19 protein-coding genes are annotated in these 21,104 nt (G+C 66.6%); 13 read left to right on the plus strand and 6 right to left on the minus strand.

Translation table 11 applies throughout. The features are described from left to right. Window positions 1-3 precede the first annotated feature (3 nt). Window positions 4-822 (minus strand): IclR family transcriptional regulator, encoded by an 819-nt coding sequence (locus AC1DEZ_RS21120; RefSeq protein ID WP_441512436.1) that lies wholly within the window; start codon window positions 820-822, stop codon window positions 4-6. Window positions 823-996: 174 nt separating this feature from the next. Here AC1DEZ_RS21120 and AC1DEZ_RS21125 point away from each other — a divergent pair, with 174 nt between their 5' ends. Genes AC1DEZ_RS21125 through AC1DEZ_RS21155 form a run of 7 tightly spaced genes read left to right on the plus strand, consistent with a single transcriptional unit; the run spans window position 997 to window position 7,650 of the window. Further along, entirely contained in the window at window positions 997-2,046 is a 1,050-nt protein-coding gene (locus AC1DEZ_RS21125) for an ABC transporter ATP-binding protein (protein WP_441512437.1), read from the plus strand. Next, on the plus strand, window positions 2,043-2,897 hold the full coding sequence (locus AC1DEZ_RS21130) for an ABC transporter permease (protein WP_476780604.1): 855 nt from the start codon (window positions 2,043-2,045) through the stop codon (window positions 2,895-2,897). Before AC1DEZ_RS21125 ends, AC1DEZ_RS21130 begins: the two co-directional genes overlap by 4 nt. A gap of 11 nt (window positions 2,898-2,908) precedes the next feature. Continuing rightward, entirely contained in the window at window positions 2,909-3,703 is a 795-nt protein-coding gene (locus tag AC1DEZ_RS21135; RefSeq protein ID WP_441512439.1) for an ABC transporter permease, read from the plus strand. A 5-nt stretch (window positions 3,704-3,708) separates the two neighbouring features. Next, window positions 3,709-4,017: a (2Fe-2S)-binding protein gene (locus tag AC1DEZ_RS21140; RefSeq protein ID WP_441512440.1), complete on the plus strand. Its 309-nt coding sequence runs from the start codon at window positions 3,709-3,711 to the stop codon at window positions 4,015-4,017. Further along, on the plus strand, window positions 4,014-5,402 hold the full coding sequence (locus AC1DEZ_RS21145; RefSeq protein ID WP_441512441.1) for an FAD/NAD(P)-dependent oxidoreductase: 1,389 nt from the start codon (window positions 4,014-4,016) through the stop codon (window positions 5,400-5,402). The genes AC1DEZ_RS21140 and AC1DEZ_RS21145 overlap by 4 nt, the downstream gene beginning before the upstream one ends. Next, a complete protein-coding gene (locus tag AC1DEZ_RS21150) occupies window positions 5,399-6,601 on the plus strand; it encodes an NAD(P)/FAD-dependent oxidoreductase (RefSeq protein WP_441512442.1) in 1,203 nt (400 codons plus the stop codon). The genes AC1DEZ_RS21145 and AC1DEZ_RS21150 overlap by 4 nt, the downstream gene beginning before the upstream one ends. After that, complete coding sequence (locus AC1DEZ_RS21155) at window positions 6,598-7,650, plus strand: ABC transporter substrate-binding protein (RefSeq protein WP_441512443.1); 1,053 nt, start codon at window positions 6,598-6,600, stop codon at window positions 7,648-7,650. Before AC1DEZ_RS21150 ends, AC1DEZ_RS21155 begins: the two co-directional genes overlap by 4 nt. Before the next feature lie 254 nt (window positions 7,651-7,904). On the opposite strand, the gene AC1DEZ_RS21160 is transcribed toward AC1DEZ_RS21155, so the two are convergent. Together AC1DEZ_RS21160 and AC1DEZ_RS21165 are read right to left on the minus strand one after the other, a co-directional pair. Further along, window positions 7,905-9,398, minus strand: a complete 1,494-nt coding sequence (locus AC1DEZ_RS21160; protein WP_441512444.1) for a carboxypeptidase M32 — start codon at window positions 9,396-9,398, stop codon at window positions 7,905-7,907. Window positions 9,399-9,481: 83 nt separating this feature from the next. Then, entirely contained in the window at window positions 9,482-10,573 is a 1,092-nt protein-coding gene (locus AC1DEZ_RS21165) for an NADH:flavin oxidoreductase/NADH oxidase (protein WP_441512445.1), read from the minus strand. 197 nt (window positions 10,574-10,770) lie between these two features. Between AC1DEZ_RS21165 and AC1DEZ_RS21170 the strand changes: the two genes are divergently transcribed. From AC1DEZ_RS21170 to AC1DEZ_RS21180, 3 genes are read left to right on the plus strand one after another with little or no spacing between them, the layout of a single operon-like run. Further along, a complete protein-coding gene (locus AC1DEZ_RS21170; protein ID WP_441512446.1) occupies window positions 10,771-11,247 on the plus strand; it encodes a MarR family winged helix-turn-helix transcriptional regulator in 477 nt (158 codons plus the stop codon). Window positions 11,248-11,262: 15 nt separating this feature from the next. Next, the gene (locus AC1DEZ_RS21175) at window positions 11,263-12,453 is read left to right on the plus strand and encodes an efflux RND transporter periplasmic adaptor subunit (RefSeq protein WP_441512447.1); all 1,191 of its coding nucleotides are present in this window, start codon (window positions 11,263-11,265) and stop codon (window positions 12,451-12,453) included. Next, entirely contained in the window at window positions 12,450-15,572 is a 3,123-nt protein-coding gene (locus tag AC1DEZ_RS21180; protein ID WP_441512448.1) for an efflux RND transporter permease subunit, read from the plus strand. Before AC1DEZ_RS21175 ends, AC1DEZ_RS21180 begins: the two co-directional genes overlap by 4 nt. Before the next feature lie 76 nt (window positions 15,573-15,648). Here AC1DEZ_RS21180 and AC1DEZ_RS21185 read toward each other — a convergent pair whose 3' ends face one another. Continuing rightward, window positions 15,649-16,887, minus strand: coding sequence for an aspartate kinase (locus AC1DEZ_RS21185; protein WP_441512449.1), 1,239 nt, complete (start codon window positions 16,885-16,887; stop codon window positions 15,649-15,651). 143 nt (window positions 16,888-17,030) lie between these two features. On the opposite strand from AC1DEZ_RS21185, the gene ubiG reads away from it, so the two are divergent. Further along, complete coding sequence (gene ubiG, locus AC1DEZ_RS21190; protein ID WP_441512450.1) at window positions 17,031-17,792, plus strand: bifunctional 2-polyprenyl-6-hydroxyphenol methylase/3-demethylubiquinol 3-O-methyltransferase UbiG; 762 nt, start codon at window positions 17,031-17,033, stop codon at window positions 17,790-17,792. Window positions 17,793-17,807: 15 nt separating this feature from the next. On the opposite strand, the gene AC1DEZ_RS21195 is transcribed toward ubiG, so the two are convergent. After that, window positions 17,808-18,263 (minus strand): MarR family winged helix-turn-helix transcriptional regulator, encoded by a 456-nt coding sequence (locus tag AC1DEZ_RS21195; protein WP_441512451.1) that lies wholly within the window; start codon window positions 18,261-18,263, stop codon window positions 17,808-17,810. 69 nt (window positions 18,264-18,332) lie between these two features. Here AC1DEZ_RS21195 and AC1DEZ_RS21200 point away from each other — a divergent pair, with 69 nt between their 5' ends. Next, on the plus strand, window positions 18,333-19,274 hold the full coding sequence (locus AC1DEZ_RS21200) for a PLP-dependent cysteine synthase family protein (protein ID WP_441512452.1): 942 nt from the start codon (window positions 18,333-18,335) through the stop codon (window positions 19,272-19,274). Between the two features lie 3 nt (window positions 19,275-19,277). Here AC1DEZ_RS21200 and AC1DEZ_RS21205 read toward each other — a convergent pair whose 3' ends face one another. Continuing rightward, window positions 19,278-19,580, minus strand: a complete 303-nt coding sequence (locus AC1DEZ_RS21205) for a hypothetical protein (RefSeq protein ID WP_441512453.1) — start codon at window positions 19,578-19,580, stop codon at window positions 19,278-19,280. Window positions 19,581-19,791: 211 nt separating this feature from the next. Between AC1DEZ_RS21205 and ccrA the strand changes: the two genes are divergently transcribed. Beyond that, window positions 19,792-21,063 carry a crotonyl-CoA carboxylase/reductase gene (ccrA, locus tag AC1DEZ_RS21210; RefSeq protein WP_441512454.1) on the plus strand — a complete coding sequence of 424 codons (1,272 nt, stop codon included), beginning with the start codon at window positions 19,792-19,794 and terminating at the stop codon, window positions 21,061-21,063. Window positions 21,064-21,104: the final 41 nt, after the last annotated feature.

Here is a 21,104-nt window from a genome sequence, read left to right on the forward strand (position 1 = left end):
CCGTCAGCCCGCCAGCGTGCTCAGGCTGCGTGAGGGATAGCGCAGTGCGACGTCGAAGGGATTGAGCTTGGCGCCCAGCGCCTCCGCCTCGCTGCGTAGCATGGCGATGACGTTCGGCAGCCGGTCCTCGCGCAGCCGCTCGGCGAGGGTGCCGACGCTGAGCGCCGCGACGACGCGCCCCCGCGCATCGAAGACCGGCACGGCAACGCCGGCCATGCCAGGGATGAGGCCGGTGTTGAGATTGACCGAGCCTTGCGCACGGGCCGTCGCGATGGCGTTCCGCAACGCGGCCTCATCGAAGAAGCCGCGATCGAGCAGGCGGGGCATGTTGAAGCGGATCACTGCCTCGCGCTCGTCCTCCGGCAGATGGGCCAGCATGGCGAGGCTGCCCTGGCCGATGCCGAGCGGCACCTTGCCTCCGATGTCCCCGGTGAAGGAGCGGATCGGGAAGGGGCCCTCGATCCGGTCGAGGCAAACCGCGTCATAGCCGTTGCGGACGAGCAGGAAGATCGTGTCGCTCAGCGTCGCCGAGAGCCGCAGCAGCGCGGGCCGGGCGAGCTCGCGCAGGCCACCGGCCTGTCCGGCGCGGGCGGCGATCACGAAGAAATCGAGCGCGAGCCGGTAGCGCTTGCCGCCCGCCGCCTGTTCGACGAAGCCCTCCGCCATCAGGTCGCGCAGCGCGCGATGCGCCGTCGGCTGGCCGCAGCCGGCAGCCTCCGCGATGTCCTTCAGCCGCATGCCGTCGCCAGCGCCCTTCGACAGGATGCGCAACAGCCCCAGCGCGCGGCGAAGCGAGGAAACGGGTTCGTCGACAGCTTGCATTTGAGAAAATCAGATGAGAAATGGAGCAATAAAAATTCTACATAGAGAAATTTTGTCAACATAAATTCTCTAATGCGGAATTGAAGATTGACGAATTTGTGTCGTCTCCCTTTGCTTGGAGCCATCGCAGTCCGGCTTTTCCGGCGAACGGAAAGCCTGCCGATCGAGGTGTTCATGGGCTTCCTGACGCTGCAATCGCTGAGCAAGGTCTTCGGCGACTTCACCGCCGTCAGGGATGTCGATCTCAGCGTCGCCAAGGGCGAGTTCGTCTCGCTGCTTGGCCCTTCCGGCTGTGGCAAGACGACGACGCTGCAGATGATCGCGGGGCTGGTCGAGCCGACCAAGGGCGCGATCACCCTCGACGGACGCGACATCACCCGCGAGAAGCCGAGCCGCCGCGGTCTCGGAATCGTCTTCCAGAGCTATGCGCTCTTTCCGCATATGACGGTGGCTGAGAACGTCGCCTTCGGCTTGGAGATGCGCAAGGTCGCCAAGGCCGAGCGCGACCGGCGCGTCAAGGAGATCCTCGGCCTCGTCCATCTCGCGCCTTTTGCCGAGCGCTATCCGCGTCAGCTCTCGGGCGGCCAGCGCCAGCGCGTCGCCATCGCCCGCGCGCTCGTCATCGAGCCGCCGGTGCTGCTGCTCGACGAGCCGCTCTCCAATCTCGATGCCAAGTTGCGCGAGGAGATGCAGTTCGAATTGCGCCGCATCCAGCGCAGCGTCGGCACGACCACGATCATGGTCACGCACGACCAGGCCGAGGCGCTCTCGATCAGCGACCGCGTCGTGGTGATGGAGCAGGGGCGCATGACGCAGATCGACGCGCCCTATCGCCTCTACGAGCGCCCGGCGACGGCCTTCATCTCCTCCTTCGTCGGCAAGATGAACCGCATCGATGCGGTCTGGCGCGCGGGCAGGGCCGAGGCCGGCGGCGTCGCGCTGCCCAGCGAGGCGGCGAGCCTGCCCGATGGTTCTGCGGCTATCCTGACGCTGCGGCCCGAGAAGATCCTGCTCAAGCCGGCCGGCCAGGGTTTATTGGACGGGAGGGTCACCAGCCGCTTCTTCCTCGGCAGCTATTGGCTCCTCAATGTCGAGACGCCGGTCGGGCCGATCCTGGTCTCGGCGCCGAACCAGGGTGGCGAGCCGGCTGGCGAAGGCGAAAGCGTTGCGCTCCACTGGCAGCCGGACAGTGCCGTCGTCGCGACTGCGGGAGCGGCGGCATGACCGGGCAGCGCGGTCTGGCACCATGGCTGCTCGTCTCGCCGGCGACGCTGCTGTTCCTCGGATTGGTGGTCCTGCCGCTCATCCTGACTGTGATCCTGTCCTTCCATGCCTATGATCACACCACGGGCATCCAGGACAGCTTCACCCTCAAGCATTACCTGACCGTCGCATCCGACGATTATTACCTCACGATCTTCTGGCGCACGCTTCGCCTGGCTGCGCTGACGACGCTGATCTGCGCCGTGATCGGCGCACCCGAGGCCTATGTGTTGGCGCGCATGGGCGATCCCTGGCGCTCGATCTTCCTGCTCGTCATCATCGGCCCACTGCTCGTCTCGGTGGTGGTCCGCGCCTTCGGCTGGAGCATGCTGCTCGGTTCCGCCGGCCTGCTGAACCAGGCGCTACAGTCGCTGGGCCTGAATCCCGTCCGGCTGCTCTACACCGAGACCGCGATCGTGATCGCGCTCGTCCACGTCATGCTGCCGTTCATGGTCATCCCGGTCTGGACGTCTCTGCAGAAGCTCGACCCGAGGGTCGAGGCCGCGGCCTGGAGCCTCGGCGCCTCGCGCTTCACGGCGCTGCGCCGGATCGTGCTGCCGCAGGTCTCGCTCGGCATGCTCTCCGGCAGCCTGATCGTTTTTGGTCTCTCGGCCAGCGCCTTCGCCATTCCCGGCCTGCTCGGCGGCCGGCGCCTCAAGATGGCGGCGACGCTGGTCTATGACGAATACATGTCCGAGCTGAACTGGCCGCTGGGCGCCGCGATCGCGATCATCGTGCTCGCCGCCAACCTCGTCATCATGCTGGGCTACAACCGTCTCGTCGAGACGCGCGCCCGCCGGGCTCTGGGCTGAGGGGACGCGCCATGCATCGCAACGGTCCCGTCGCGCTTCTCTTCCACGGCCTCGTCGTCTCCTTCGTGCTGGCGCCGCTCGTCGTCGTCTGCCTCGTCGCCTTCACACCGGAGAACACGCTCTCGATCCCGACCACGAGCTTCTCGCTGCGCTGGTTCGAGGCGATCTTCAAACACCCCGATTTCGTGCCGTCCTTCCACAACAGCTTGTGGCTGGCGACGCTGGCCGCGACGCTCTCCGTCGCGCTCGCGGTGCCCGCCGCGCTCGCCATCGACCGCTACCATTTCCCCGGCCGCGATGCGTTGAACGGGCTCTTCCTCTCGCCGCTGATCATTCCGCATCTGGTGTTGGGCGTCGCCTTCCTGCGTCTCTTCGCCCTGATCGGCGCGACTGGCTCCTTCGCCTGGCTAGTCGTCACCCATGTCATCGTGGTCACGCCCTATGTGATGCGCCTGGTCATGGCGGGGCTGTCGGGCATGGACCGCAGCGCCGAGCAGGCGGCGATGACGCTTGGCGCCTCGCATTGGACGGTGTTCCGGCGCATCACCGCGCCGATGATCCTGCCCGGCATCACCGGTGGCTGGCTGCTCGCCTTCATCAACAGCTTCGACGAACTGACCATGTCGATCTTCGTCACCTCGCCGCAGACGGTAACGCTGCCGGTGCGGATGTACATGTACGCGACGGAGTCGATCGACCCGATGATGGCGGCGGTTTCGGCCCTGATGATCGCGCTGACGGCTGGCGCCATGTTGATCCTCGACCGCGCCTTCGGGCTCGACAAGATCCTCGTCGGTCAGAAGTGATCGCCATGTCTTCGAACCAGAAGCAGCCGCTGCTCCATCGCATCACCCGCAAGGATCATGCAGCCATCGCCTTCACCCTTGATGGCGAGCCCTGCGAGGGCCGGGCCGGCGACACCCTGCTGAGTGCGATCCTGAACCGCGTCGACAGCCTGCGCCGCACCGAGTTCAGCGGTGAGCCGCGCGCCGGCTTCTGTCAGATGGGCGCCTGCCAGGATTGCTGGGTCACCACCGAGACGGGCGAGCGCCTGCGCGCCTGCACGACGCCGTTGCAGCCGGGAATGCGGATCGTGACCGGCGTCGGGAGGGCGGCATGAGCACGCGTCCGCAACCCCTGATCATCGGCGCTGGGCCAGCCGGCATTCGGGCCGCCGAGGCGCTGGTCGCCGCCGGCCTGCGCCCGCTGGTGGTGGACGAGGCGCCTGCCTGCGGCGGCCAGATCTATCGGCAGCGCCTTGTGCAGGATGGCCGCTCGACCAAGGACCTTTACGGCTCCGAGGCAGGCAAGGCCGGGCGGCTTCACGCCGCCTTCGCCGCGCTCGACGGCAAAATCGACTACTGGCCGCAGGCACTGCTCTGGAACCTGCGCGACGGCACCGCCGACATCGCAGTTGCCGGCGTGACCCGCCGGGCCACCTATGACGGACTGGTCCTCGCGACCGGCGCCACCGACCGTGTCCTCCCGATCCCCGGCTGGACGCTGCCCGGCGTCTTCACACTCGGCGGCTCGCAGGTCGCACTCAAGGCGCAGGGTTGCGCGATTGGCAGCCGCATCGTCTTCGCCGGCTCCGGCCCGCTGCTCTACCTCGTCGCCTGGCAGTATATGAAGGCCGGTGTGGAGGTCGCGGCGGTGCTCGACGCCGCCCCCAGCTCTGCCAAGCTCAACCTGCTCAAGGCCCTGCCGCTCGATCCCGGTATCGTGCTGCGTGGAATGCGCTTCGTCGCTGAGCTGCGTCTGCGGGGCGTCGCCATCCGCACCGGCATCGAGGGCTTGCGCATCGAGGGCGAGGGCAGGGTCTCCGGTGTCGCCTGGCGCGAAGGCGGCCGCGAGCGGCGCCTTGCTTGCGACGGCGTCGGCTACGGCCTTGCGCTCCGTTCCGAGGCGCAACTCGCCGATCTCGCTGGTTGCGCCTTCCGCTTCAATGAGCGCGATCGTGCCTGGCTGCCGACACGGGATGCCGCCGGCCGCGCCTCGGTCCCGGGCGTCTATCTCGCGGGTGATGGCGCCGGCATCGCCGGAGCCGATGCGGCGGAACGGGCCGGCGAGCGTGCTGCGCTGGCACTGCTGGAAGACAGCGGCCTGGCGTTCGATAAGACGCGTGCTTCTGCGCTCGAAGCCGAGCTTGCCCGCATCGGCCGGCTGCGCGACGTGCTCGAAGCTGCCTTTCCCTTCCCGGCCCATTGGGCGGGGGCGATCGACGACGCCACCACGCTCTGCCGCTGCGAGGAGATCACCGCCGGGACGGTGCGAGAGGCCGCGAGCCGACTGGACATCAGCGAGATCAATCGGCTGAAGGCGGTGAGCCGTGTCGGCATGGGCCGTTGCCAGGGGCGGATGTGCGCTGCGGCTTCCGCCGAGGTGCTGGCCGCCGCGACGGGCAAGCCCATCGCTGCCATCGGCAGGCTGAGGGCGCAGGCTCCGGTAAAGCCGATCCCGCTCGCCCTGCAGTTGGCGGCCGAGCTGCCGGAGGCGGCAGAATGAACCGGCATCTCGACATCGACGTCGCCATTGTCGGCGGCGGTCTGGTCGGCTCTTCGGCGGCGCTGGCCCTGCGCAATATGGGCTTCAGCGTCGCCCTGCTCGACAAGGGCTTCTGCGGCGCGCAGGCCAGCGGCGTGAATTATGGCGGCGTTCGCCGGCAGGGCCGCCCGCGCGAGCAGCTGCCGCTGTCGCAACGTGCCCATGCCGTCTGGCCACGCCTCAAGGAACTGATCGGCATCGACGGCGAGTTCCTGCGTTCCGGCCATCTCAAGCTCGCATGCAGCGAGGGCGACATGGCGTCCCTTGAAGCCTATGCGGCCGAGGTTGCCGATCAGGGCCTCGGCCTCGAACTCATCGGCCATAACGGCCTGCGCGAGCGCTTCCCCTGGATCGACGGCAGCATCCTCGGTGCCTCGCTCTGTGCCGGCGACGGCCATGCCAATCCGCGTCTCGTCTCGGCGGCCTTCGCCAGCGCCGCCCGGCGTGCCGGTGCGCATGTGCTGGAGAACACGCCGGTCACCGGCATCGCGCGCAACGGCGAGGGCTTCGCGCTGGAGGCCGGCGAGGGCGTCAGCCTGACGGCCAGCATCGTCATCAATAGCGCTGGTGCCTGGGCCGATCGCTTCGCTGCCGATTTCGGCGAGCCGGTGCCGCTCTCGCGCATCTACCCTTCGATGATCGTCACCGAGCCGCTGGCGCCGGTGATGACTGTCAATATCGGCATGGAGGGCGGCGGCATCTATGCCCGGCAGGTCGAGCGCGGCAATTGCGTCGTCGGCGGCGAACGCGCCCTGCCGCTCGACGATGCCGATTTCTCGCGTCCGCGCGGCGCTGGGGCGCTGGCGATCATGAACCGCACGGCCGAGATCTTCCCGGTGCTGCGCCATGCCCAGGCGATCCGCTTCTGGTCGGGGACCGAGGCGTCGATGCCGGACCGGAATCCCGTGATCGGCTTCAGCGGCACCACGCCCGGCCTGATCCACGCCTTCGGCTTCACCGGCGCTGGATTCCAGATCGCGCCCGGCGTCGGCGAGGTGCTGGCCGAGCTTGTCCGCGATGGCCGCACCTCCACGCCGATCGAAGCCTTTTCCATCGCCCGTTTCAGCCGGCCTTCCGGGCCGGCGGGTCAGGACCGCATCAGCCACGGCTCGGATGCGCGTTCGCAATCAGAGCCGCAAAGCAGGGGAGCCCACTCATGATCACTCGTCGCACCGCCTTGGCCGGTACCGTCGCCGCGCTCGCGCTGACCGCTGCCGGCAGCGCCTTCGCCCAGACCAAGACGCTCTATGTCGGCATGAACGGCGGCAATTTCGAGCGAACCTTCACCCAGGCCGTCTTCCCGGATTTCGAGAAGGCCAACAACGTCAAGATCGTGGTGGTGCCCGGCACCTCCTCGGACATCCTCGCCAAGGCGACCGCGGCCAAGGACAAGCCGCAGATGCACATCATGTTCCTCGATGACGGTGTCATGGTCCGCGCCATCGGCGCCGGCCTCTGCGAGAAGATGAAGGACAGCCCCGGGCTGGCTCAGCTCGACAAGGGCGCCCGCATGAAGGACGACATGGCGGTTGGCATCGACATGGGCATGACCGGCCTCGCCTATAACAAGAAGATGTTCGACGAGAAGGGCTGGGCGGCGCCGACCTCCTGGATGGACCTCGCCGATCCCAAGTTCAAGGACAAGGTCGTCTTCCAGTCGGCCTCGGCCTCGTCCTTCGGCCTGCACGCCTTCCTGATGTTCAACCGCATCCAGGGCGGCACCGAGGCCAATGTCGAGCCGGGCTTCGGCAAATTCCGCGACACCATCGGCAAGAACGTGCTCGAGTTCATCCCCAACTCGGCCAAGATCTCCGAGATGGTCCAGACTGGCGAGGCCGCGATCTTCCCGCTGACGCCGACCGCCGTCGCCACCCTCAAGGAAAAGGGCATCCCGGTCGAATACGCCCAGCCGAAAGAAGGCTCGGTCGTGCTGATGGTCGCGCAGTGCGTCATCGCGAACAATTCGGAGCAGGAGCTGGCGCAGAAGCTCGCCGCCTACCTGCTCTCGCCCGAGGCGCAGTCGAAGGCGCTGGCGGCCGGCAATGTCGTGCCCTCGAACCCGCAGGCCAAGGCCGAAACGGCGGACGCCGAGAAGAAGCTCGAGGCCTTCCACACCAACATGAAGACTGCCGTGGTGCTGGATTGGGACGCGATCAACGCCAAGCGCCCGGAGTGGAACAGCCGCTGGAACAAGATGATCGAGCGCTGAGCCGACACTCTTCCGATAAAGCATCGGCCGGTCCGTAAGGACCGGCCGTTCTGGTTTAAGGGATTCGCGTTTCGTCGCAGCCGACTTGCTCAAACCGCTGAGGAGAATCGAGAAACGGCCATCCTTTCAACGGGCGTCATTCTCGGGCGGAGCGAAGCGCAGACCCGGGGATCTCTTGCCGGAGGAGGCCAGGGACCCCGCATATCACGAGATGCTCGGGGCAAGCCCGAGCATGACGGGAAACGTCGCGGCCGTCACACCTCCTCGACATAGCGACGGCGCAGATGCGCCTTGAAGACCGAGGCGTCGAGCGGCCGGCCTGTCGCTTCGGTGAGCAGATCGTCGGTCGAGAGCAACGAGCCCTTGCCGTGGATATTGGCGCGCAGCCACCCGACGAGCGGGCTGAAATCGCCCTTGCCGATGCCGGGCAGGATAGCGGGCTCGGCCCGGCAGGCTGCGTCGAAGATCTGGGCCGCGGTCATCGCGCCGAGCGTATAGGTCGGGAAATAACCCCAGCCGCCAGACGGCCAGTGGATGTCCTGCAGGCAGCCGACGCGGTCGTCCGGGACGGTGACGCCGAGCAGGGATTTCATCCCGGCGTTCCAGGCGGCGGGCATTTCGGCCAGCGGCATCTCGTCGGCGATCAGCGCCTTCTCCAGCCTGTAGCGCAGGATGACATGGGCGGGATAGGTGACCTCGTCGGCATCGACGCGGATGAAGCCGGGCTCGACGCGGGTATAGCGGCGCCACATCGCCTCGGTTTCCCATGCCGGGCCATGACCCCCAAAACTCTCCCGCATCAGCGGGGCGGCGAAGGCGAGGAACTGACGTGAGCGGCAGGCCTGCATTTCCATCAGCAACGACTGGCTCTCATGGACGCTCATGCCGCGCGCCGCGCCGACCGGCTGGTTCATGTAGCCCTGCGGCCGGCCCTGCTCGTAGAGCGCGTGGCCGGTCTCGTGCAGGACGCCCATCAGAGCCTTGGTGAAGTCGGCCTCGTCGTAGCGCGTGGTGATGCGGACATCGTTGTCGGCGCCGCCGCAGAACGGGTGTGTCGAGATATCGAGGCGCCCGCGCTCGAAATCATAGCCCAAAGCCGACATCAGCCTCAGGCCGAGCGCCCGCTGTGTCTCGGTGGGGAAGGGGCCTTCGAGGGCCGGCAGGGCCGGCCGGCGCGCCTGCACCGCCATCACGTCCTGGGTGAAGCCGGGCAGGAAGGCAGCGAGGTCGTCGAACAGCGCGTCGATCTTCGCAGAGCTGCCGCCGGGCTCGTAGTCGTTGAGCAGCGCGTCATAGGGCGAGACGCCGAGCTTCTCGCCCTTCGCCTTGCCGATCTGGCGCTGCAGGTTCAGTACCTCTCCGAGATAGGGCAGCAGGCCGCCGAAGTCGGAATCCGCCCGCGCCTGGCGCCAGCGCATCTCGCAGGCCGAGATCGCCTTGCTCGATGCCTCGACGAGATCGGTGGGCAGCGCGGTGTCGACCGTCCAGACGCGCCGGACCTCGCGCAGATTGGCGTTCTCCCAGGCGCTGAGGCTGTCGTCGCTTTCGGCATCCGCGAGCCAGCCGCCGATGCGGGCGTCGGTCGCCAGTCCGTGGCGCATGACATGCAGCAGCGCCATGCTCTCGGCCCGCGTTTCGGCGGCGCCCTTGGGCATCATCGTGTCGTTGTCCCATTGCAGGATGCCGATGGCGTTGGAGAGCGCGGCGATGCGGCCGAAATGGGCGGCGAGGTCGGAATAGGCGGTCATGGGCGTCCTTGAACGGGGGATCGTTCTGCATGGAAATGCGCCGTTATTCCGGGGCAAGCCCGGAATGACGAGGGGGATGCTGGTCAGGCGAACAGCTTGGAATACTGCCGGGGCTGCGAGCGCAGATACTGGTCGGGCGCCTTGACGCTGGCGCCCAGCTCCGCCGCGGCGTGCCAGGGCCAGCGCGGGTCATAGAGGATGCCGCGCGCCAGCCCGACGAGATCGGCCTCGCCAGTGCCTATGATCGCCTCGGCCTGCTCCGGCTCCGTGATCAGGCCGACGGCGATCGTGGGAAGCCCGGTCGCCTGCTTCACGGCCCGTGCCAGCGGGACCTGATAGCTCGGGCCGAGCGGGATCTTCTGGGCCGTGGACAGGCCGCCGCTGGAGACGTGGATGAAGTCGGCGCCCCGTGCCTTGGCTGCCATGGAAAAGGCGATGCTCTGTTCGACATCCCAGCCGCCCTCGACCCAGTCGGTCCCCGAAATGCGGAAGCCCAAAGGGAAGCCAGCCGGCACCACCGAGCGCACAGCGTCGAGGACCTCCAGCGGGAAGCGCATGCGATTTTCGAGAGAGCCGCCATACTCGTCCTCGCGTTTGTTCGAGAGCGGCGAGAGGAATTGATGCATCAGATAGCCATGGGCGCCGTGCAGTTCGATCGCCGCGAGTCCAAGCCGGACGCTCCGCCGCGCCGAATCCGCGAATGCCTCGATGAGACGGGCGATGTCATCGCGGGTGAGGGCGCGCGGCGGGCGCGGATAGCTTTCGAAGCCGACCGCCGAAGGCCCATGCACATGCCAGCCGCCCTCGTCGAGGCCGAGCTGGCCGCCGCCCTTCCAGGGCTGCGCCACCGAGGCCTTGCGGCCGGCATGGCCGAGCTGGATCGCGATCGGCATGTCGGACCAGGAGCGGGCGGCTTCCAGTGCCTTGCCCAGCGCTGCTTCCGTTTCGTCCGACCACAAGCCGACATCGAACGGGCTGATGCGCCCGTCCGGCTCCACGGCGGTGGCTTCGATGATGAGCAGCGCCGCGCCGGAAAGCGCGAGATGCCCGAGATGGATGGTGTGCCAGTCCGTCGCGCAGCCGTTCTTCGCTGAATACTGGCACATGGGCGCGATGACGATGCGGTTGGCGAGCGTGAGGCTGCCGAGCTGATAGGGGCTGAAGAGCTGGCTCATGTCGGAAAGGCTTCTCAAAGAGGGAAGGTTGGAACGCAGTCTAGAAGCGCTTTCCCCCGTGAGGCCAGAGCAAGCCTTGCAAATCGGATGCGCGCCACGCTGCGGCACTGCTCACGATTCCGCGTTCGACATTGTGCGACCGCGAAACCGCCGTAATCTGGCATACGATAAGCAGGCTTACGTTCCGGAGATTCTGTATGAAGCGACCACTGCGGCGGGAATTCATGTTCCAGCTTGTCGAAACCTCCCGCCTGCTGCGGACCTATGTCGATCAGCGTGCGCGCCAGCACGGTACGACGCGGGCGCAATGGGGCGTGATGTCCCGCTTGCGGCGGCAGGAAGGCTTGAACCAGGCGGCACTGGCCGAGCAGATGGATCTGCAGCCGATTTCGCTCGCAAGGTTGCTCGACCGGCTTCAGGGGCAGAGCCTGATCGAGCGCCGCGAGGACCCGGCCGACCGCCGCGCCTATCGCCTTTACCTGACGCCGGAGGGCCGGGCGCTGGTCGACGACCTCGATGAGGTGCGCACCGCGATTGCTCAGGAGGTTCTTGGCGGGGTGGAGGAAAGATCGATCCTTTCCGCGCTGGATACGCTGGCCACGATCCGTGAACAGACCCGCCCCCAGCGGGAAGACAAGATGCAGATGCCGGCTTCCGCCGGCCAGACCGCCTGAACGAGTGGGGCGAACATGAAGCGTTCAGGTTTTGTCACCGGGCTGATGCTCGTCGCGGCCGCGGCCGCGGGCGTCTGGTATTGGCGCTCGCACGGCTCGGAAAACGCGCAGGCGGCGCGCGGGCGTGCAGATGGCGCGCCCGTCGCGATCGCCTCCGCCGCGGCAGTCCAGGTCGATTTCCCGGTGCGAAAGCGCGCCATCGGCTTCGTCGAGACGCCTGCGAGCGTGCTCGTGCGCTCGCGGATCGACAGCCAGATCATGCAGCAGCACGTCACAGACGGGCAGTTCGTCAAGACCGGCGATCTGCTCTTCACCCTCGATGATCGCGACATCAAGGCTCAGATCGCCAAGGACGAGGCGATGCTGGCGCGCGACGAGGCGACCCATACGCGCAACCTCGCCGATCTCGAGCGCTATAAGCAGCTCCTGGCGCGCAATGCCGGCACGCAGGTGCAGGTCGACCAGGCAATCGCCGACGAGCGCAGCTCCGCCGCCAGCATCCAGGGCGACCATGCAACGCTCGACGCGGACCGGTTGAAGCTGAGCTATACGCGGATCACGGCCCCCATCGACGGACGTATCGGCGCCGTCCAGGTCACGCCGGGCAATCTCGTCAACGCCAGCAACAACAATAGCGGCACGGGCCTGCTGACCATCACCCAGATGAAGCCGCTGCGCGTGACCTTCGCCATGCCGGAGCATGAGCTGCCGACCCTGCAGGCCGCGCTCGCGGCCGCCAAACCGATAGCGGTGACGGCCCGCGTGCCGAATACCGGCCGTCCGCCGGCGGAAGGCAAGCTCAACTTCGTCGATTCGACCGTCGACATGACATCGGGAACGATCACGGCCAAGGCAGCCTTCGCCAATGACGATCTCACGCTCTGGCCCGGCCAGTATGTCGATGTCGAGATCGTCCCGGAAACGCTGATGGGCATCGCCGTGATTCCGACGGTGGCGGTTCAGACCGGGCAGAAGGGCCCCTATGCCTTCGTGGTGAAGCCTGACTCGACCGTCGATCTGCGTCAGATCAAGGTCGCGCTGAGCGATGGCGACAAGACGGCGGTGTCCGAGGGGATCGCTCCGGGGGAGCGGGTCGTCATTGACGGCCAGATGCGGCTGAAGCAGGGGACGCGGGTGCGCGAGCGCGCCGCAACGAGCGAGAAGCCGCCGGCCAGCACGCCGGTGGCCGAGGGCGCGCGCTCATGAACATTTCCTCCTTCTGCATCAGGCATCCGGTCGCCACCATCCTGATGTCGGTCTCGCTGGTGCTGGCGGGCCTGTTCGCCTGGCGTTTCCTGCCGGTCGCAGCGCTGCCGCGCGCCGAATTTCCGGTCATCAACGTCTCCGCCCAGCTTCCCGGCGCCTCGCCGGACACCATGGCGACCTCGATCGCGACGCCGCTGGTCAAGCAGTTCGGCACCATCGCCGGCATCGACTCGATCTCGACCACGAACTCGCAGGGCGCGACCTCGATCGCCATCCAGTTCGTGCTGAACCGCGACATCGACGCCGCCGCCGCCGACGTGCAGGCCGCGATCACCCGCACCCTCCGGCAATTGCCGATCGAGATGACGACGCCGCCGAGCTATCGCAAGGTGAACCCGGCTGACGCGCCGATCATCCTGATGGCGCTGAAGAGCGATGTCGTGCCGCTGTCGCAGCTGGACGCCTTCGCCCAGCAGGTCATCTCGCCGGCGCTGTCCACCGTGGAAGGCGTTGCCCAGGTGCTGATCTGGGGCAGCCAGAAATACGCGGTCCGCATCCAGATCGACCCGACCGCGCTGGCGGCGCGCGGCATCGGCCTCGACGAATTGCAACTTGCGATCACGGCCGCGAATGCCAACACGCCGGTCGGCACCCTCCAGAACACGGCCCAGCAGCTCACCATCCAGGCGCAGACCCAGCTCGCCAATGCCGCCCAGTTTTCCAACGTCATCATCGCGACGCGCTCCGGCAAGCCGGTCCGGCTGGGCGACGTCGCCAAGGTGATCGACTCCGTCGAGAACACCCAGACCCGCAGCACCTATGACGGCATGCCGGCGATTGTCCTGGCGGTGCAACGCCAGCCCGACGCGAACACCGTCGAAGTCGTCGATCGCGTCAAGGCGATGATCCCGACCTTCCAGGAACAGCTGCCGGCCGCAGCCGGGCTCTCCCTGCTCAACGACCGCTCGACCTCGATCCGCCAGGCGGTGGAGGATGTGCAGTTCACGCTGCTGCTCACCATCGCGCTCGTGATCATGGTGATCTTCGTTTTCCTGCGCCGGATCGCCGCGACCTTCATCCCCGCCGTGGCGGTGCCGATCTCGATCATCGCGACGCTGGCCGCGATGTACATGCTGGATTTTTCGATCGACAACATCTCGCTGCTCGGGCTGACCCTCTCGGTCGGCCTAGTGGTCGACGACGCCATCGTCATGCTGGAGAACATCGTCCGGCACATGGAGGAGGATGGGCTTTCGGCCTATGAGGCGTCCCTGAAGGGCGCCGGCGAGATCGGCTTCACCATTATCTCCATCTCGCTGTCGCTGGTCGCCGTCTTCATCCCTGTGCTGCTCATGGGCGGCGTCATCGGCCGCATCTTCAACGAATTCGCGGTGGTGGTGACGGTCGCGATCCTCGCCTCCGCCTTCGTCTCGCTGACGCTGACCCCGATGCTGTGCTCGCGGCTGCTCTCGGGCTACTCCGAGCACCATGAAGAGAACATGCTGGGCCGCTGGCTGGAGAAGGGCTTCGATGCAGTGCTGGCGGGCTATGACCGTGGGCTGAAATTCTGCCTGCGCTTTCAGCCGCTGATGCTGCTCGCGTTCTTTCTCACGATGGCCGGCACCGTCTGGCTGCTGCAGACGACGCCGAAAGGCTTCTTTCCGCAGGAGGATATCGGCCAGCTCCAGGTTTCGACCGAAGCCCGTCAGGACATTTCGTTCGATGCGATGCTGAAGTTGCAGTCTGAGGTTGCGGACATCTTTCGCAAGTCGCCCTATGTCGCGCATGTCGCCTCGTCGGTCGGCGGCAATGGCGGTGGCGGCAGCGCGCTGAACGCCGGGCGTCTCTTCGTCGAGCTGAAACCGCTGGACGAGCGCCCCAAGCTGCAGGAGGTGCTCGCCTCGCTGCGGCGCGATCTCGGACAGGTGGCGGGCATCAACACCTATATGGTGCCGGTCCAGAACCTGAACATCGGCGCACGCGCCTCGAAGAGCCAGTACCAGCTCGTCATTCAGGGGCTCGACCAGGCGCTGATGAATGATTGGGCTCTGCGGCTCGCCGATGCGATGAGCCGCGATCGTGCAATCTTCGCCGACGTCACGACCGATCTCCAGAACAACGCCCTGCAGGCGACGCTGACGATCGACCGCGACAAGGCCAACGCGCTGGGTATCGGTGCCGACATCCTGCGTTCGACCCTCTATTCGGGCTTCGGCGTCCGGCAGGTCTCGACGATCTACACCACCGGCGACAACTACAACGTCGTCGTCGAGTTCAATCCCAACGAGCACTGGACGCCCGAGCATCTGAACGCCATTCGGGTGCGCGCCAAGAACGGCACGTTGGTCCCGCTCGGTGCCGTCGCCCGGGTCGAGCGGACGGCCGGCCCGCTCACGGTCAACCAGCTCGGCCAGCTCCCCGCCGTGACGATTTCCTACAATCTGCCGGCCGGCGTGGCGCTCGGCGACAGCGTCAACCGCATCAACACGCTCAAGGAGCAGATTGGCTTGCCGAAGTCGCTCTCGACCACGCTCGCCGGCACTGCCAAGACCTTCCAGGATTCCTTGGCCAACCAGGGGCTGCTGATCGCGGGCGCGATCCTGACGATCTACATCGTGCTCGGCATCCTCTACGAGAGCTTCATCCACCCGCTGACGATCCTGACCGGCCTGCCTTCGGCCGCGATCGGCGCGCTCGGGGCGCTCAGGCTCTTCGACATGGACCTCTCGGTCATCGCCATCATCGGCCTCCTGATGCTGATCGGCATCGTCAAGAAGAACGCGATCATGATGATCGACGTAGCCCTCGTGCTGTTGCGCGAAGGCGCGTCGGCGCAGGAGGCGATCCACCGGGCCTGCCTCATGCGGTTCCGGCCGATCCTGATGACGACGCTGGCGGCGCTGATGGGCACGCTGCCGATCGCGCTGGGCGCCGGCGCGAGCGCCGAGTTGCGCCAGCCGCTCGGCATCGCCGTTGTCGGCGGCCTGATGATCTCGCAGGTCTTGACGCTGTTCATCACGCCCGTCCTGTTCCTCTACATGAACAGGCTTTCGGACGGGCTGACCCGGCTGTTCTTCGGCAAGCGCGAGCCGGAACACGCAGCGCATCCGGCGGAGTAAGGTCGGATCAAAACGCAAACGCCGCCGGCTTCGCGTGAAGCCGGCGGCGTCTTTTTTAGGTCGTCGTCCGGAATGCTCAGGCGGCGTCGAGGCCGTAGAGCGAGTGCAGGGTGCGGACCGCGAGCTCGGTATAGGCCGCGTCGATCAACACCGAGAACTTGATCTCGGAGGTGGTGATGGCGCGGATGTTGATGCCCTTCTCGGCCAGCGCGCGGAAGGCGCGGGCCGCGACGCCCGCATGGCTGCGCATGCCGACGCCGATCGCCGAGATCTTCACGACGTCGATCGCGCCCTGGATCTCCTGGTAGGAGATCACATCGTGCTTGCTCTCGAGCAGCGTCTTGGCGCGCTCGTAATCGGCAGTCGGCACGGTGAAGGTGATGTCGGTCGTCGCCTGATCGTCGGAGACGACCTGGATGATCATGTCGACATTGATGTTGGCATCGGCGAGCGGGCCGAAGATCGCCGCGGCGACGCCGGGCTTGTCGGCCACGCGCCGGAGGGTGATCTGGGCTTCGTCCCGGGAGAAGGCGATGCCGGTGACGATCTGCTGTTCCACGATGTCGTCCTCGTCGCAGATGAGGGTGCCAGGATTGGGGTTTTCGGGGTCGTCGAAGGAGGAGCGCACATAGGTCGGCACGCGCTGCGTCATGGCGATCTCGACCGAGCGCACCTGCAGAACCTTGGAGCCGAGCGAGGCCATTTCGAGCATTTCCTCGAAGGAGACCTTGTCCATGCGCTTGGCCTTCGGGACGATGCGCGGATCGGTCGTGTAGACGCCGTCGACATCGGTGTAGATATCGCAGCGATCAGCCTTGAGGCCGGCCGCGAGCGCGACCGCGCTGGTGTCCGAGCCGCCGCGGCCGAGCGTGACGATGCGGTGCGTGCGCGGGTTGACGCCCTGGAAGCCGGAGCAGACGGCGATCTCGCGATTGCGGTCGAAGCCGGCGAGGATGCCGGCGCCGTCGACGCCTTCGATGCGGGCCGAGCCATGCGCGTCCGAGCCATAGAGCGGGATCTGCCAGCCCTGCCAGGAGCGGGCCGGCAGCCCCATCTCCTGCAGCACGATCGCCATCAGGCCGGAGGTGACCTGCTCGCCGGAGGCGACGACGGTGTCGTACTCGGCCGGGTCATAGAGCGGCGCGGCTTCCTTGCACCAGGCGACGAGCTCGTTGGTCTTGCCTGACATCGCCGAGACGACGATCGCGACCTCGTTGCCGGCGTCGAACTCGCGTTTGACGTGCCGCGCCGCGTTCTTGATGCGCTCGACAGTGGCGACTGAGGTGCCGCCGAATTTCATCACCAGACGGGCCATGACGGTATTCGGGCTCTCGATAGCTGTCCCCGGCTGGAAAAGCCGGGTCGAAACGTCGCCCTCGCACTGGCGGCGGGGCGGGTGTAGATGACGGGCGTCAGGCGCGGTGTCAATGTGGCATCGCATAAACGAGGGACGGGTTCATGGCGGCTGCGGCTGAGCGAAAGGGATCGACGATCGATCCGGCCGAAGTCGCGCGCTTCGATGCGATCGCGCGCGACTGGTGGGACCCGAAAGGGCCCATGGCTGTCCTGCACAAGTTCAATCCCGTGCGCCTCGCCTATGTCCGCGACGAAGCCTGCGCGCATTTCGGCCGTGATCCGAAGCGGATGCGGGCGCTTGAAGGCCTGACTCTGGTCGATATCGGTTGCGGCGGCGGCGTGCTGTCGGAGCCGCTCGCTCGGCTCGGCGCGGAGGTGACCGGGCTCGACCCGGCGCCGACCAATGTCAGCGTCGCGCGCGCCCATGCCGAGAAGAGCGGCCTGACCATCGACTATCGCGAGGAGACGATCGAGGCGGTCGTCGCCTCCGGCAAGCGCTTCGACATCGTGCTGGCGATGGAAGTCGTCGAGCATGTCGCCGATGTCGAGGCTTTCATCGCCGCCTGCTGCGCGGCGGTGAAGCCTGATGGTCTGCTGATCATGGCGACGATCAACCGCACGCTGAAATCCTATGCGCTGGCCATCGTCGGTGCCGAATATGTGCTGCGCTGGCTGCCGAAGGGCACGCATGACTGGGAGAAGTTCGTGAGCCCGGCCGAACTTGGCGGCGCCATCGAAGGCAACGGCTTCACGCTGGGCACGCAGACTGGCGTGGTCTTCAATCCGCTGACCGGCCGCTGGAGCGCCGCCCGCGACATGGACGTGAATTACATGCTCGCCGCCAGCCGCAGCGGCCAGGCCTGACGTTTAGCTCTGACGTTAGTCTTCCGGCGCTGCCATCGCGGCGCTGGCCGCTGCAAGCCGCTGGAGGAGATCGGGAGGCAGCGTCGCCGTCACGCGAGCCTGTGCGCCTCGCCAGGCCGGAAGAGCTGCCTTTAGCCGCCTGACTCCTTCTTCCGTCAGCCAGACCGCACGGCGGCGCAGATCCTGCTCGACAGTCGCGATCTCGATCAGCCCGTCGCGCTCCAAAGCGCGGAGGTTTCGCGAGAGTGTCGAGGGATCGAGCCCGGCTTGCTCCGCCAATGCCGCCATCCGGTCGTCTTCGTTCGTCGCTATCACCGCCATCAGGCCGAGCTGGGCGACGCTCAGCCCGCTATCCTTCAACGCCTCGTCATAGATCCGCGTCACGCGCCGCGCGGCCTGCCGGATTGTCAGCCCGGCGCAGCTCGCCGCCAACTGGCGCACCTCTTCCCGCAATCCGTGCAGTCTTCGCATGCCAGCAATTTACATGCAGATACAATAATTGCATATACATCTAACTGCCTGCCGATCGCGAGGTTTCCGATGCCTGCCATGCCCGCCGATATTCTGAGCCGCATCGGCGGCACCACCTTGCTCCCGCTACGCCGCATCCTTCCCGAGAACGGCGCCCGCATTCTGCTGAAGCTTGAATGCGAGAATCCGACCGGCTCGATGAAGGATCGCATGGCACTCGCCATGATCGAGGCCGCCGAAGCAGATGGGCGGCTCCAACCCGGTGGCAGCGTCGTCGAATATACCGGCGGCAGCACGGGCGTTTCGCTCGCCCAAGTCTGCGCGGTGAAAGGCTATCGGCTGCACATCGTGACCTCCGACGCTTTCGCCCGCGAGAAGCTCACCCATATGCGTCTGCTCGGCGCAGAATTGACGATCATCCCGAGCGAATCCGGCCGGATGACCGAGAAGCTGACGCGGGACATGATCGAAGCCGCACGCGTCATCGCGGCCGAGACCGGGGCCTTTTGGACCGACCAGATGCGCAACACCGACCAGCTCGCCGCTTATAACAGGCTGGCTGGGGAGATCTGGGAGCAGACCGGCGGCCGGATCGATGGCTTCGTCCAGAGCGTCGGCACCGCCGCCTCGCTGCGTGGGACCGGGGAGGCGCTTCGCCGGCTGACGCCGTCGGTCGCGCTGGTCGCGGTCGAGCCGGCTGAATCGGCCGTGCTCTCGGGCGGCCCGACCGGCGCGCACAAGATCGATGGCGTCGGCGCGGGCTATGTCGTGCCGCTCTGGCGGCCCGATCTCGTCGATGCGATCGAGCCGGTTTCGACCGAAGAGGCGAGGGCTATGGCGCTGCGGCTGGCGCGGGAGGAGGGGTTGTTCTGCGGGACGTCCACCGGCGGAAACTTCGTCGCGGCGCTGCGCCTTGCGGAACGGCTCGGGGCCGGCGCGACGATCGTCTCCGTCCTGTGCGACACCGGCATGAAGTATCTGAACAGCTTCGCCGCCGCGCTGCCGGACTGACGTCTAGGGCCTGAATACGGCCGCGACCACGAGCAGGAACAGGCCCGATGCGAGCGCGATCGCTGCCCGCAAGGCGTCGGGGTCCAGGCGCGTCGGAACGCCGAAGCGATGCCACAGCCACGCCCCGGCAAAGCCGCCGATCAGGATGAGCCCGGCGTTAAAGAGCGTCCCGAAGCCGGCATTCCCGAGCAGCAGGTCGGAAATCCAGCCGAACAGGAGTACGGTCAGAACGATCATCGTGACGATGAGGATGACGGAAAGCATCGGCAGATCAGGCAGGCCGACCATCATCAGCAGACTGCGCATGGGTTCTTCTCCTGGCCGCGCCGGCACCGAAGATCGCCTGGAAGCGTGAAGAAAACGCAAGCGCTCCGGCTGGCTGAGGCAGGGAATTTTGCGCCGCGGTGTAATTCCTTAGATCAATGGCGCAGCGCAGCATATGGTGCATGATCGGCACCCACATCCGCAGGACGCGCCCAGGCTCAGTCAAGGACGGATGAGAGCAGGGAGGACGACCATGTCGCAGTCGCAGGCCGCCGTTAATCCGCTCAAGGATCTCTACGAACTCGACGAACTGCCGCCGCTGGGCCATGTCCCGGAAAAGATGTACGCCTGGGCCATCCGGCGCGAGCGCCACGGGCCGCCGCAGGAGAGCTTCCAGGTCGAGGTCGTGCCGACCTGGACGATTGGCGAGGAGGAGGTGCTGCTCCTCGTGATGGCGGGCGGCGTCAATTACAACGGCATCTGGGCCGGCCTCGGCCAGCCGATCTCACCTTTCGACGTCCACAAGGCTCCCTTCCACGTCGCAGGTTCGGATTGCGCCGGCATCGTCTGGGCCGTCGGTTCCAAGGTGAAGCGCTGGAAGGTCGGCGACGAGGTCATCGTTCACTGCAACCAGGACGATGGCGACGACGAGGAGTGCAATGGCGGCGACCCGATGTTCTCGCCCTCCCAACGCATCTGGGGCTATGAGACGCCGGACGGCTCCTTCGCCCAGTTCTGCCGGGTGCAGTCGCGCCAGCTCATGCAGAAGCCGCGGCACCTCGCCTGGGAGGAGGCTGCCTGCTACACGCTGACGCTGGCGACAGCCTATCGCATGCTCTTCGGCCATGCCCCGCACGCCATCAAGCCGGGCGATAACGTCCTGGTCTGGGGCGCCTCGGGCGGCCTCGGCGTCTTCGGCGTCCAGCTCTGCGCGGCCTCCGGCGCCAACGCCATCGGCGTGATCTCGGACGAGACCAAGCGCGACTACGTGCTCGGCCTCGGCGCCAAGGGCGTGATCAACCGCAAGGACTTCAACTGCTGGGGCCAGATGCCCAAGGTCAATTCGCCCGAATACGCCGAATGGACCAAGGAAGCCCGCAAGTTCGGCAAGGCGATCTGGGACATTACCGGCAAGAAGGATGTCGACATCGTCTTCGAGCATCCGGGCGAGGCGACGTTCCCGGTCTCCTGCCTCGTCGCCAAGCGCGGCGGCATGGTGGTGTTCTGCGCGGGAACCTCCGGCTTCAACATCACCTTCGATGCCCGCTATGTCTGGATGCGGCAGAAGCGCGTCCAGGGCTCGCATTTCGCCCATCTCAAGCAGGCCAGCGCCGCCAACCAGTTCGTGATCGACCGGCGCATCGACCCCTGCATGTCCGAGGTCTTCCCCTGGGACAAGATTCCGCTCGCCCACCACAAGATGTGGAAGAACGAGCATGCGCCCGGCAACATGTCCGTGCTGGTCTATGCTCCGCGCACGGGGCTGCGCACTTATGAGGATGTCGCCGAGGCGCTGGGAGGCTAGGCGCGCGTATCCGGTTGCAAAGCGAAATCGGTTTGGCTACA

The organism is Allobosea sp. 10L422, assembly GCF_056395345.1.